Annotated in this window: 11 protein-coding genes; 6 read left to right on the forward strand and 5 right to left on the reverse strand. The window is 72.8% G+C overall.

What is annotated here, in order from left to right:
- The first annotated feature begins 221 nt into the window (after positions 1–221).
- Both ACZ4WQ_RS38500 and ACZ4WQ_RS38505 read left to right on the forward strand, forming a co-directional pair.
- Complete coding sequence (locus tag ACZ4WQ_RS38500; RefSeq protein ID WP_398374756.1) at positions 222–1,133, forward strand: DUF3027 domain-containing protein; 912 nt, start codon at positions 222–224, stop codon at positions 1,131–1,133.
- 419 nt (positions 1,134–1,552) lie between these two features.
- A complete protein-coding gene (locus ACZ4WQ_RS38505; protein ID WP_398374898.1) occupies positions 1,553–4,876 on the forward strand; it encodes a sacsin N-terminal ATP-binding-like domain-containing protein in 3,324 nt (1,107 codons plus the stop codon).
- A gap of 11 nt (positions 4,877–4,887) precedes the next feature.
- Here ACZ4WQ_RS38505 and ACZ4WQ_RS38510 read toward each other — a convergent pair whose 3' ends face one another.
- The gene (locus ACZ4WQ_RS38510; RefSeq protein ID WP_311724440.1) at positions 4,888–5,706 is read right to left on the reverse strand and encodes an SAM-dependent methyltransferase; all 819 of its coding nucleotides are present in this window, start codon (positions 5,704–5,706) and stop codon (positions 4,888–4,890) included.
- 114 nt (positions 5,707–5,820) lie between these two features.
- The gene (locus tag ACZ4WQ_RS38515) at positions 5,821–6,069 is read right to left on the reverse strand and encodes a DUF2530 domain-containing protein (protein ID WP_311724439.1); all 249 of its coding nucleotides are present in this window, start codon (positions 6,067–6,069) and stop codon (positions 5,821–5,823) included.
- A 214-nt stretch (positions 6,070–6,283) separates the two neighbouring features.
- Between ACZ4WQ_RS38515 and ACZ4WQ_RS38520 the strand changes: the two genes are divergently transcribed.
- Complete coding sequence (locus tag ACZ4WQ_RS38520) at positions 6,284–7,750, forward strand: NCS2 family permease (RefSeq protein ID WP_398374753.1); 1,467 nt, start codon at positions 6,284–6,286, stop codon at positions 7,748–7,750.
- A gap of 45 nt (positions 7,751–7,795) precedes the next feature.
- Here ACZ4WQ_RS38520 and ACZ4WQ_RS38525 read toward each other — a convergent pair whose 3' ends face one another.
- Positions 7,796–7,981, reverse strand: a complete 186-nt coding sequence (locus tag ACZ4WQ_RS38525; protein ID WP_352130292.1) for a ribbon-helix-helix protein, CopG family — start codon at positions 7,979–7,981, stop codon at positions 7,796–7,798.
- A 132-nt stretch (positions 7,982–8,113) separates the two neighbouring features.
- On the opposite strand from ACZ4WQ_RS38525, the gene ACZ4WQ_RS38530 reads away from it, so the two are divergent.
- The 3 genes from ACZ4WQ_RS38530 to thpR are packed head-to-tail and all read left to right on the forward strand — an operon-like array spanning position 8,114 to position 10,596.
- Positions 8,114–8,557 carry a MarR family winged helix-turn-helix transcriptional regulator gene (locus ACZ4WQ_RS38530; RefSeq protein WP_311724436.1) on the forward strand — a complete coding sequence of 148 codons (444 nt, stop codon included), beginning with the start codon at positions 8,114–8,116 and terminating at the stop codon, positions 8,555–8,557.
- A 34-nt stretch (positions 8,558–8,591) separates the two neighbouring features.
- Positions 8,592–9,974, forward strand: coding sequence for an MFS transporter (locus ACZ4WQ_RS38535; RefSeq protein ID WP_311724435.1), 1,383 nt, complete (start codon positions 8,592–8,594; stop codon positions 9,972–9,974).
- A 58-nt stretch (positions 9,975–10,032) separates the two neighbouring features.
- A complete protein-coding gene (gene thpR / locus ACZ4WQ_RS38540; RefSeq protein ID WP_398374750.1) occupies positions 10,033–10,596 on the forward strand; it encodes an RNA 2',3'-cyclic phosphodiesterase in 564 nt (187 codons plus the stop codon).
- 158 nt (positions 10,597–10,754) lie between these two features.
- On the opposite strand, the gene ACZ4WQ_RS38545 is transcribed toward thpR, so the two are convergent.
- Positions 10,755–11,750: an aldo/keto reductase gene (locus tag ACZ4WQ_RS38545; protein ID WP_398374748.1), complete on the reverse strand. Its 996-nt coding sequence runs from the start codon at positions 11,748–11,750 to the stop codon at positions 10,755–10,757.
- A gap of 55 nt (positions 11,751–11,805) precedes the next feature.
- Positions 11,806–12,279, reverse strand: coding sequence for a hypothetical protein (locus tag ACZ4WQ_RS38550; protein ID WP_385351067.1), 474 nt, complete (start codon positions 12,277–12,279; stop codon positions 11,806–11,808).
- Positions 12,280–12,364: the final 85 nt, after the last annotated feature.

The following is a 12,364-nucleotide window of genomic DNA, read 5'->3' on the forward strand; positions in this document are numbered from 1 at the left end:
CGTGCGTTACGCGCCACCGACGGTCGTTCTTGGCCACGCGCCGAGTCGCCATCCCTCAGAATGGGACGTACAAGGTGCGCCCGAGGCAGGATCGGGCGCGGACGTCGACGCGGCCCCATGGTCCGCTCCGTCCGTGGTCCCGCGTCCCGGCTGTGCGGCTGGCGCACTCGTCAGACGGCTGCGACGGCGTGGAAGAGAGAATCGATCCTGTGAGTGCTGCGATGCGAAGCCGTACCCCCGACCGCCTGTGCGCCGAGGCGGTCGAACTCGCGCGCGAGGCGGCCGCCGAGACCGCCAGCCCCGGCACGGTCGGCGCACATGTGCGCGTCGTGGCCGACGCGGACCGCGTCGTCACGCACCTCTTCGAGTGCCAGGAGATGGGCTATCGCGGCTGGCGCTGGGCGGTGACCGTCACCCGGGCCTCCCGCGCGAAGGTCGTCACCGTCGACGAGACGGTGCTCCTGCCCGGGCCGGACGCGCTGCTGGCGCCCGAGTGGGTGCCCTGGAGCGAGCGGCTGCGCCCCGGCGACCTGGGCCCGGGCGATCTGCTCCCCAGCGAGGCCGAGGACATGCGGCTGGAGCCCGGCTACTCGGGCGAGGACACCCCGCTGCCGAACTCCGTCGTCTCGGAGGAGATGCAGCAGCTCGCGGCGGTGGAGGACGCCGATGTGACAGCCGGCGCGCCCGCCGCGCAGGAGGCGGCGCCCGCGGTCGGCAGCATCGGGTCCGTCGCCGAGGAGCTGGGCATGCGGCGCGCCCGCGTGCTGTCCCGCTACGGGCTGCATGGCGCGGCGGACCGCTGGGACGACGCGTTCGGCGCCCGCACGCCGATGGCGCAGGCCGCCCCCGCGTCCTGCCTGACCTGCGGCTTCCTGGTGCCGATCGCGGGGTCGCTGCGGCAGGCGTTCGGGGTCTGCGCGAACGAGTTCAGCCCGGCCGACGGGCGGGTGGTCTCCCTGTCGTACGGCTGTGGGGCGCACTCCGAGGCCGCCGTCATGCCGAAGCCGCCGCGCCCGGCGCTGCCGGTGATCGACGAGACCGTCGTCGAGCCGCTGCCGCTGCGGGGGCCCGCGGAGCGGGCCGAGGGCTCGGTGGAGGCTGACACTCCGGCGGAGGAGCTCGGGCACTCCTGAGCGGGTGCTTGCTCTGCTCCTGAGGTGCTCTTCCTGAGCTTTGTGGTGCGTGCGCCTGCTGTGCGTGCGGGGTGCGGGGGCGGGGCCTTACGGAGCTGTCACCCTGGACCGCATATGTACGGCGCCGGTGCCCGGAAGCGCGGGGAACTTCGCGCCACAAATATTTCCCCTGGCCTTCGGCATGGGGGACCCCAAGCGACAGGGCACCACCCCTGCACCCCCACCCCCTCACCTCTCGTCGGCGGCTCCCCGCGGCGCAGGATGGTGAGGAGGGCGGCGCGAGATCGGGAGCGAGGTGGCGGTACGTTCGGCGAACAGCAGTGGGGAAGGCGGGCCGCGGGGGAACCCTGAGGCGCGGGTCGCGTTCCCCGTTCGGACCCAGACCAGGACCCCGGAGGCGACACGTGAGCAGCACGGCGATGGTGCGAGGCGCGACGGAGGACGCGGATCCGTTCGGGACCGCGCGGCTGCGGCGCGGCGTGCTGGACGCCTGGGCCGCGTCTCCCGCGAGGTTCCGGGAGGACGCCAACGCCGAGGAGGACCTGGCGCTGGGCGGCCACCGTGATCGCCTCGTGGTCGAGCTGGCGCAGAACGCCTCGGACGCCGCCGCCCGGGCCGGCGTGCCCGGCCGGCTGCGGCTGACCCTGCACCCGGCGCGGGACGGCGAGCCCGCCGTGCTGGCCGCGGCCAACACCGGGGCGCCACTGGACGCGGCCGGCGTGGAGTCGCTGTCGACGCTGCGGGCGTCCGCGAAGCGCGACACCGCCGGGTGGGAGGACGCCGCCGTCGGCCGGTTCGGGGTCGGCTTCGCGGCGGTGCTCGCGGTCAGCGACGAGCCCGCGGTCGTGGGCCGCTCGGGCGGCGTGCGCTGGTCGCTGGCGGAGGCGCGGGAGCTGGCGCAGCGCGCGGCGGAGGCGAACCCCGGCCTCGGGGACGAGCTGCGCCGCCGCGACGGGCACGTACCGCTGCTGCGCCTGCCGCTGCCCGCGGAGGGCACCGCGCCGGACGGGTACGACACGGTGGTCGTGCTGCCGCTGCGCGACGGCGCCGCGCAGGACGTGGTGGAGCGGCTGCTGGGCGGTGTCGACGACGCGCTGCTGATCACCCTGCCGGGCCTGGCCGAGGTCGTGGTCGAGACGCCCGAGGGCGTACGGACGCTGCGGCAGACGCGGGCAGAGGGGGCGGGTCCGTACACGGTCGTCGAGGACAGCCGTGCGGGGGTCCGCAGGTGGCGGACCGAGACCGCGGGCGGCCCGCTGGACGCCGCGCTGCTCGCCGACCGCCCGGTGGAGGAGCGGCTGCGGCCGGTGTGGTCGGTGACCTGGGCGGTGCCGGTGGACGCCGAGGGCGCCCCGGCGCGGCCGGACACGGCCCCGGTGGTGCACGCGCCGACGCCGACGGACGAGCCCCTGGGCGTGCCCGCGCTGCTCATCGCCTCCTTCCCGCTGGAGCCCACCCGCCGCCACACCGCCCCGGGGCCGCTGACGGACTTCCTGGTGGAGCGGGCAGCCGAGGCGTACGCGGCGCTGCTGCGCGACTGGCACCCGGTGGGGGTCGGGACGATCGACCTGGTGCCCGGCCCGCTGGGCCGGGGGGAGCTGGACGGCGAGCTGCGCCGGCGGATCCTGGAGCTGCTGCCGCGCGTGCCGTTCCTGCCCAGCGCCGCCGCCCCGGCGGGCAGCGAAGAGGCTGGCGCCGGGGCTGTCGGGACGGAGACGGGCTGGCTGGGCTCGCCGGACGCGCTGGGCCCGGACGCCGCGCAGGGCGGTCCGGGGAACCCGGGCGCCGAGCCGTGGGACGACGACATCCTGGTCGGCGGCTCCGACAGCGAGCCGTACGCGCTGCGGCCCCGGGACGCCGAGATCCTGGAGGGCGCGGGCGCCGAGACGGTCGGGGTGCTGGCCGAGCTGTTCCCCACGCTGCTGCCCGCCGGTCTCGAACGGCGGCAGGAGCTGCGGGTGCTGGGCGTGGCGCGGGTGCCGCTCGGCGAGGTGATCGACCGGCTCGCGGGCGTCGAGCGCGCCCCCGCGTGGTGGCGGCGGCTGTACGACTCGCTGGGCGGCACCGACCCGGACCGGCTCAGCGGGCTGCCGGTGCCGCTGGCGGACGGGCGTACGACCATCGGGCCCCGGCAGGTGCTGCTGCCGCTGCCGGGCGAGGGCGAGGAGCCGGGCGACGACCGGCACCGCACGCTGGCGCGTCTTGGCCTGAAGGTCGCCCATCCGGACGCCGCCCACCCGCTGCTGGAGAAGCTCGGCGCGACCCCCGCGACCCCGCGCGCCGTGCTGACCACCCCTCAGGTGCGGGCCGCCGTCGCCCACTCGCTGGACGCGGAGGACGAGTACGACCCGTTCGCGGAGGACGAGGGCGCGCCCGCCGCCGCGCTCGGCCCCGACACGCTCGCCGAGACGGTTCTCGGCCTCGTCCAGCAGGCCCGGCTGGCGCCCGGCGACGAGCCGTGGCTGGCCGCGCTGGCGCTGCCCGACGAGGACGGCGAGCCGGCCCCCGCCGGGGAGCTGGTCTTCCCCGGGAGCGCCTTCGAGCAGGTGATGCGAGAGGGCGAGCTGGCCGCGTGCGACGCCGAGCTCGCCGAGCGCTGGGGCGAGGAGACGCTGGCGGCGGTCGGCGTGCTGGCCGGCTTCACGCTGGTGCGCGCCACCGATGTGGTCCTGGACCCGGACGAGCTGGAGCCGAGGGAAGGGGACTTCGCCGAGCCCGACGACGTGGGCCTGCTGGACGCGGTCGACGTGTGGTGCGAGGACGTCCTGGACCGGCTGCCCGAGACCCCGGTGCCGCCGGTGGCCACCGAGATCGTCGCCGTGCGGGACCTTGACCTGGTCGACGACGACGCCTGGCCCAGGGCGCTGGCGATGCTGGCGCAGCCGCCGCTGCGCGACGCGCTCACCGCGCCGGTGCGGGTGCTGCTGCCCAACGGCACGACGGAGATCGTGCGCTCGTACACCGCCTGGTGGCTGCGCGGCCACCCGGTGCTGGACGGGCGCCGGCCGGCGGGGCTGCGCGCGGCCGGGGGCGACCCGCTGCTGGTCGGCCTGTACGAGCCGGTGGACGCGGCCGGGTTCGAGGACGAGCAGGTGCTGCGGGCGCTGGGCGTACGGACCTCGGTCGCCGCGCTGCTGGACGAGCCGGGCGGGGCGGCGGAGCTGCTGGCCAGGCTGGCCGACGAGGACCGCCCGGTGACCCCCGCCCAGCTGCACGCCATCTACGGGCTCCTGGCCGACCTGGACCCCGAGCAGGTGACCCTGCCGGACGAGCTGCGCGCCGTGGCCGACGGCGAGGCGCGCGTGGTCGACGCGGGGGAGGCGCTGGTCGCGGACGCGCCGGACCTGATGCCGCTGGCCGAGGCGGAGGGGCGGGCGCTGCTGCCGGTGCGGCCCACGCGGGCGGCGGACGTGGCGGAGCTGTTCCAGGTGCGGCGGCTCAGCGAGGCGTACCCGGCCCCGGTCGTCTCCGAGGGCGAGTCGCACGAGGTCCCGGCGGCGGTGCGCGAACTGCTGCCGGGCGCCCCGCTGTCGTACGTCGAGCACGAGGAGCTGCTGGTAGAGGGCGGCACCGAACTGGACTGGCGCTATGCGGACGGCACCCTGCACGCCTCGACGCTGGAGGGCGTGGCGGCGGGCCTGGCCTGGGCGGCAGGACAGTGGGCGCGCCGCTTCGAGGTGGCGGCCCTCCTGGAGGACCTGACCCGCACCGAGGAACTGGCCCGGGCCCGCTGGTTCGACTGACGCACCCCGGCTTACCCCTTGCGCCCGACCCCCGCGTAGATCCACAGATCCGTCGACTCCGCCTCGGCCCGCTCCCGCTCGCTCCCGGGCCTCCAGCGGTGCGGCATGACCACGCCCGGCTCGACGAGCTCCAGCCCGTCGAAGAAGGCCGTGACCTCCTCCAGGGTGCGCCCCTGCACATGGATGCCGCTCGCGCGGTAGAGCTCGGTGACCGCGTCGGAGAGGCCGGGGCGGGGGTCGATCGCGCCGTGCGAGAGGACGAGGTAGCTGCCCGGCGCCAGCGGGGCGAGCAGCCGCTCGACGATTTCGTAGGGCTTCTGGTCGTCGCCGATGAAGTGCATGAGCGCGTTGAGGGACAGCGCGACCGGCTGGTCCAGATCCAGCGTGGCGTGCAGCTCGTCGGCGGCGAGGATGGCCTCGGGGGCGGTGACGTCGGCGTGGAGGTAGGCGGTGCGCCCTGCACGGCTGGACAGCATCAGCGCCTGTGCGTGGGCCAGGACGATGGGGTCGTTGTCGGCGTAGACGACCCGGGAGGCGGGGGCCGCCTGCTGCGCCACCTGGTGCAGATTGGGCTCGGTGGGGATGCCGGTGCCGATGTCCAGGAACTGGCGGATGCCCGCCTCGGTGGCCAGCCAGCGGGTGGCGCGGTGCATGAAAGACCGGTTGGCGCGGGTCCACGGTATGACGTCGGGCCAGACGGCCTCGACCTGTTCGGCGGCCCGGGCATCGACGGAGTAGTGGGTCTTCCCGCCGAGGAAGTAGTCGTACATACGGGCCGAGTGCGGCTTGCTCGTATCGATTTGGTCCGCTCGAAAACCATGACCGGTCATGAAGCCCACATTACCGGCCAGTTGGCATACGAAGGTGAGCAATCGTCGCACCAGTAGAGAACCGTGGCGGCACTGAAACCTGCGTCACCGACAGCGAGGGCGGTTCCTCCGGGCTCAGGGCTCGCGGGAGCGGCGGATGGCTGCCTCCCGGGCGCGGACGTACCAGATGCCGATCAGTCCGAGGCCGCCGCCGGCCAGGCAGGTCCACAGCCACCACGCATGGCCGTGGTCCGCGTACCAGCTGTAGAAGGGCAGCTGGACCAGGAAGAGGACGAACCACACGATCGTGCCGCCGGTGATGGTGGCGACGACATTGCCCTCAAGGGGCGCCGGGGCCTCGTGTTTGGGGGTCCACTTCGTCATGAGCACAGCTTACGGGCCGGGTGCGGGGGCGGCGGGAGCGCGGTCCCTCCACCCGGCCCGGTCGCTTGCCGTCACCAGTCGTCACTGATCATCCGGGATTGGCGTTTTTGCACTTCATGTATTCATACTGAATCGGTCCGGGTCTGGCTGGAATGTCTTGTCTGATCATCCAAAATGGCCCGTTGGTTGTCTTCACGCACCTTTGAGGTACCTCATGACCCCCTCGGCCACCGCGCCGGCCGACGCCACGCAGCAGGCTCCGGCACCCCCCAAGAGCGGCCTGGACAGGTTTTTCCGGATCAGTGAGCGGGGGTCCTCCATCTCCCGGGAGGTCCGCGGCGGTCTGGCGACCTTCTTCGCGATGGCGTACATCCTCGTGCTGAACCCGATCATCCTCGGGGCCGGCGAGGACAAGTACCACCACCATCTGGACAACGCCCAGCTCGTCACCGCCACCGCCCTGATGGCCGGCCTGACCACCCTGCTCATGGGGGTCATCGGCAACGTCCCGATCGCGCTCGCCGCCGGGCTCGGCATCAACGCCGTGGTCTCGCTTCAGCTCGCGCCCAAGATGAGCTGGCCGGACGCCATGGGCATGGTGGTCCTCGCGGGCCTGGTGCTGATGCTGCTGGTCGCCTCCGGGCTGCGGCAGCGGGTGATGGACGCGATCCCGGGCGGGTTGCGCCGGGCGATCGCGATCGGCATCGGGCTGTTCATCGCCCTGATCGGCCTGGTCGACTCGGGCTTCGTCACCCGTAACCCGGACAAGGCCGAGACCTCCGTGCCCATGGCCCTGGGTGTCGCGGGCAGGCTGCACGGCTGGCCGGTGCTGGTCTTCGTGCTCGGGCTCGCGCTCACCTTCGTGCTGGTCGTCCGCAAGACGCGGGGCGCGATCCTGATCGGCATGGCGACCATGACGGTGGTCGCGGTGGCGATCAACGCGGTGGCGAACATCCCGGACCTGAGCTGGGGGCTGACCGTCCCCAATGTGCCGGACAAGGTGGTTGCCACCCCGGACTTCGGCCTGATCGGTCACATCAGCCTGTTCGGCGGCTTCCATGAGGTGGGCATTCTCACCGGCTGTCTGTTCGTCTTCACCGTGCTGCTGTCCGGCTTCTTCGACGCCATGGGCACGATCATCGGCGTCGGCGAGGAGGCCGGGCTCACGGACGAGCGGGGCCAGCTGCCGGGGATGGGCCGGATCCTGATGGTGGACGGTGTGGCGGTCGCGGGCGGCGGCTTCGGCTCGGCCTCGGCGAACACCTGCTTCGTGGAGTCCACGGCGGGGGTCGGAGAGGGCGCCCGCACCGGCTTCGCCAACGTGGTGACCGGCGGGCTCTTCCTGCTCGCGCTGATCTTCACCCCGCTGGCCAAGGTCGTCCCGTCGCAGGCCGCGACCCCGGCGCTGGTCGTCGTGGGCTTCCTGATCATGGCCGCGAACGTCAAGGAGATCGACTGGAGCGACTTCACGATCGCGGTCCCGGCGTTCCTGACCATGGTGTCGATGCCGTTCACCTACAGCATCACCAACGGGATCGGCCTCGGCGTGCTGTCGTATCTGCTGCTGCGGATCGCGACCAAGCGGACACGGGAGGTGCCGTGGCTGCTGAGCGCGGTCGGGCTGTGCTTCCTCGTCTACTTCCTGCTGGACCCGATCCAGCAGGCGATCGGAACCGGCTGAGGCCGTCACGCGGGCCGGGCCGGGGAGCCGGCCGCGCGGCCGGGGTCAGGTGGTCCGGCCGTAGAAGCGCTCCGTCTCGTCGACGGAGGTCTTGAAGCGTTCGTCGAAGTCCTCGCGAATGAGCGTCCGGATGACATAGTCCTGGACGCTCATTCCGCGTTTTGCGGCATGCTCCCGGATCCGGTCCAGCAGCTCACCGTCCATCCGTAGGCTGAGCACTTTCGATCCCATACGGGTCAGAGTCCCCGTGACATAGGTCTCGTCGCGTCACTTTCCGGAGTGGACTCACTCGTATGGGTGAAAATGCAATAGAGCCGTAACGCGGGTTTTCATTAGACGAGGTAATGAGTTATGCTAAAGACCATGCCGGATCTGTCCCATGATGGCGATGCGGACACAGCCGCGGTGAACTCGCTGCGATCCGCCGTGATGCGACTGTCCCGTCGGCTCAAGCACCAGCGCGTCGACGAGTCGCTCAGCCCTACCGAGATGTCGGTGCTGGGCATTCTGGCCCAGTGCGGCTCCGCCACCCCAGGTGAGCTGGCCCGCAAGGAGCATGTCCAGCCGCCCTCGATGACCCGCATCGTGGCGCTGCTCGAGGCCAAGGGACTGGTCAGGCTGGAGCCGCACCCCGAGGACCGGCGGCAGAAAGTCGTCTCGCCGACCGAGCGGGCAGAGGCCATGCTCGAAGAGAGCCGCCGCAGGCGGAACGCATGGCTGGCCGAGCTGGTCGGCGGGTTGAGCGAGGAGGAGTGGGCCGCGCTGCGGGCCGCCGCGCCGGTCCTGGAGAAGCTCGCGCACATGTGAGAGAAGACGAGCCCGCCTAGGAGGCGAACGCACTTTGAGTACGGGACCCGGAGCAGATTCCGCACCCGCACCCGATATCGACCCCGCGACCGACCCCACTGGTGACGCCGCAGCCGGGCGCACCAGGGGCGGGACCTTCAGTTCCCTGAAGGTCCGGAACTACCGGCTGTTCGCCACCGGTGCCGTGATATCCAACACGGGCACCTGGATGTCGCGTATCGCCCAGGACTGGCTCGTCCTCAGCCTCACCGGCTCCTCGACCGCCGTCGGTATCACCACCGCGCTCCAGTTCCTCCCGATGCTGCTCTTCGGCCTGTACGGCGGCGTCATCGCCGACCGCTACCCCAAGCGGCGGCTGCTGATCCTCACCCAGGGCGCCCTCGGGCTGTGCGGGCTCGCGCTCGCCGCGCTCACGCTCAGCGGCCAGGTGCAGGTCTGGCACGTCTATCTGATCGCGTTCCTGCTCGGCATGGTCACGGTCGTCGACAACCCCACGCGCCAGGCGTTCGTGGTCGAGATGGTCGGCCCGAAGGACCTGCGCAACGCGGTCAGCCTGAACTCCGCGAACTTCCAGTCCGCCCGGCTGGTGGGCCCCGCGGTCGCCGGTGTGCTGATCACCGCCGTCGGCAGCGGCTGGGCCTTCCTGCTCAACGGGCTGTCGTTCGGCGCCCCGCTCATCGGCCTGCTGATGATGCGCCCCGGCGAGCTGCACAAGGTCGAGCGCGCGCCGCGCGGCAAGGGCCAGCTGCGCGAGGGGCTGCGCTATGTCGCCGGGCGCCCGGACCTGATCTGGCCCATCGTGCTGGTCGGCTTCATCGGCACCTTCGGCTTCAACTTCCCGATCTGGCTCAGCGCCTTCGCCGACGACGTCTTCGACGCGGGACCGGGCACCTACGGCCTGCTCAACTCGCTGATAGCGGTCGGCTCGGTGACCGGCGCGCTGCTCGCCGCCCGGCGGACCGCGACGCGGCAGCGGGTGCTGGTCGGCGCGGCGCTGATGTTCGGCCTGCTGGAGGTCGCGGCGGCGCTGTCCCCGGCCTTCTGGCTCTTCGCTGCGCTCATGGTGCCGATCGGGATCTTCTCCCTGACCTTCAACGTGACGGCGAACTCCAGCGTCCAGCTGGCCACCGACCCCGCGATGCGCGGCAGAGTGATGAGCCTGTTCATGATGGTCTTCGTCGGCGGCACCCCGGTCGGCGGCCCGCTGGTGGGCTGGGTGACCGACACCTACGGCCCGCGGGTCGGCTTCGCGGCGGGCGGGCTGGTCTCCGCGGCGGCCGCGGTGGTGGTCGGTCTGGTCCTCGTACGGGCGGGCGGACTGCGGGTGAAGGTCAATCTGCGGCCGGGGCGCCCGCACATCGCCTTCGTGCCGCGCACGCCGGAGAGCCAGGAGGCGTCGCTGCCCGCGGCGGTCTGACCCCGGGCGCGCCGGGCGGGCCGGGCGGGCCGGGCGGTTGCTGCGCGAGACTGGGCGGGTGAGACTCTTCGCCGCTGTGCTGCCCCCCGAGGCGGCCGTCGCCGAGCTCGCCGCCCGGGTCGCCGCGCTGCGCGGGCTCCCGGGCGCGGACGGGCTGCGCTGGACCGAGCGCGCGGGCTGGCACTTCACCCTCGCCTTCTTCGGCCGGGTCGACGAGAGCGTGCTGCCCGAGCTGCACGAGCGGCTGGGGCGGGCGGCCCACCGCCACCCGCCCCACGAGGTCCGGCTCGCGGGCGGCGGCCGCTTCTCCGACAAGGTGGTGTGGGCCGGCGTCGAGGGCGACCGGGCGACCCTGGGCCACCTGGCCGACTCCGCCGAGGCCGGGGCCCGGCGGGCCGGCCTCCACATGGACCGGCACCGCCCCTACCACGCCCATCTCACGCTCGCGCGCTGCCGCGGCGGCGCGGACCTGAGGCCGTATGTGGCGGGGCTCGAGGACTTCGAGGGCAGCGCCTGGACGGTGACCGAGCTCAGCCTGGTGCGCAGCCATCCGCCGACGCCCGGGGTCGCGGGCGCGCACCCCCGCTACGAGGTGGTGGCCGCCTGGCCGCTGGGGCGCTGAGCGGTCCCGTTACCCTCGAGGCGTGGACCCGAAGACCAGGAACCTGATCATGAGCGGTGCGCTCGTGCTGATACTCGTCGTCGTCGCCGTGGCGGCCGCGTTCGGCTGAGGCCGAGCCCGAGCCGTGCCGCCGCCACGGCGTGACGTGACGTTGAGTCCTACCAGGCGAACGCCTCGGGCGAGGGGCCCGTACCCGGGAAGATCTCGTCCAGCGCGGTCAGCAGCTCCTCGCCGAGCGTCAGCTCGCTCGCGCGGACCGCGGAGGTGAGCTGCTCGGCGGTGCGCGGGCCGACGATCGGGCCGGTCACCCCGGGCCGGGTCAGCAGCCACGCCAGGGCCACCTCGCCGGGCTCCAGATCGTGCTTGTCGAGCAGGTCCTCGTACCGCTGGACCTTGTCCCGCACCGCGGCGTCCTTCAGCACGTCGGCGCTGCGCCCGGACGTGGAGCGCGCACCGCCGCCCTCGCGCTCCTTGCGGAGGGCGCCGCCCAGCAGCCCGCCGTGCAGCGGCGACCAGGGGATCACCCCGAGGCCGTACTCCTGCGCGGCCGGGATGACCTCCATCTCGGCGCGCCGCTCGAACAGGTTGTACAGGCACTGCTCGCTGACCAGCCCCAGCGAGCCACGGCGGCGCGCGGTCTCGTTGGCCTGGGCGATGTGCCAGCCGGCGTGGTTGGAGGAGCCGGCGTAGAGGACCTTGCCCTGCTGCACCAGGACGTCGATGGCCTGCCAGATCTCGTCCCAGGGCGTCGAGCGGTCGACGTGGTGGAACTGGTACAGGTCGATGTGGTCGGTGCCCAGCCGCTTGAGGCTGGCGTCGACGGCGCGGCGGATGTTGAGCGCGGAGAGCTTGTCGTCGTTGGGCCAGGGCTCGCCTTCGGCGCCCATGTTGCCGTAGACCTTGGTGGCCAGCACGGTCTTCTCGCGCCGCCCGCCGCCCAGCGCGAACCAGCTGCCGATGATCTCCTCGGTGCGGCCCTTGTTCTCGCCCCATCCGTAGACGTTGGCGGTGTCGAAGAAGTTGACGCCCGCGTCGAGTGCCGCGTCCATGATCGCGTGGCTGTCGGCCTCGTCGGTCTGCGGGCCGAAGTTCATGGTGCCGAGGACCAGCCGGCTGACCTTGAGTCCCGTACGTCCGAGCTGCGTGTACTCCATGAACACCTAGCCAAGCCGTTCGAGTGCGCTCGAATCAAGGGCCCGCCGGGTCAGCTCAGGGCCAGTGCACTTCACCTTCGGTGACGGACACCGGCGCGAAGGTGTCCTCCTCGTAGAAGCGCAGATGGCACTGGAAGCCGAGGGAGTCCACGGCCCGCTCGTGCAGCCAGACCAGGAGCTCGCCCAGCCTGCCGAACTCGTCGGGGTGGAACTCCTGGCGGGAGGTCAGGGCCCAGCCGCCGTGGTTCCCGGGCTCCAGGGCCGACAGGAGTACGCCGCCGGCGCGGTGGGCGGGGCCCTTGGCGGCGAGGACGGGGTACGGCTCGTAGACCGTCAGCCAGTTGCCCTGCTCGTCCTCCTCCGGCCGGCCGTCGTCGCCGATCAGCGGCTCGGCGTAGTCGGTCACGAGGGACAGGGGGGCGGCGGGCTGCGGGGCGAGGCCCAGGTGCCAGCGGAGTTCGGATATCTCGGCGTCCGAGAGGGTGTCGGGGAGATCCACCGACAGGATCAGGTCATAGATATCGGCCACGCGGAGATCATAGCGCCGGGCGATTCCGGAAGGTGGTGCGGAAAATCCGAATGCCCGCATTCTCGGCCGGGGTGCGGCCGAAAAG

It is taken from the genome of Streptomyces sp. NPDC028305 (assembly GCF_055569495.1).

Excerpts from the sequence above, each read along its gene's own strand:
- ACZ4WQ_RS38525 (WP_352130292.1), bottom strand. The coding sequence starts at position 7,981 with ATGGGATCGAAAGTGCTCAGCCTACGGATGGACGGTGAGCTGCTGGAC.
- ACZ4WQ_RS38520 (WP_398374753.1), top strand. The coding sequence starts at position 6,284 with ATGACCCCCTCGGCCACCGCGCCGGCCGACGCCACGCAGCAGGCTCCG.
- ACZ4WQ_RS38530 (WP_311724436.1), top strand. The coding sequence starts at position 8,114 with ATGCCGGATCTGTCCCATGATGGCGATGCGGACACAGCCGCGGTGAAC.
- ACZ4WQ_RS38510 (WP_311724440.1), bottom strand. The coding sequence starts at position 5,706 with ATGACCGGTCATGGTTTTCGAGCGGACCAAATCGATACGAGCAAGCCG.
- ACZ4WQ_RS38515 (WP_311724439.1), bottom strand. The coding sequence starts at position 6,069 with ATGACGAAGTGGACCCCCAAACACGAGGCCCCGGCGCCCCTTGAGGGC.
- ACZ4WQ_RS38505 (WP_398374898.1), top strand. The coding sequence starts at position 1,553 with ATGGTGCGAGGCGCGACGGAGGACGCGGATCCGTTCGGGACCGCGCGG.
- ACZ4WQ_RS38545 (WP_398374748.1), bottom strand. The coding sequence starts at position 11,750 with ATGGAGTACACGCAGCTCGGACGTACGGGACTCAAGGTCAGCCGGCTG.
- ACZ4WQ_RS38500 (WP_398374756.1), top strand. The coding sequence starts at position 222 with ATGCGAAGCCGTACCCCCGACCGCCTGTGCGCCGAGGCGGTCGAACTC.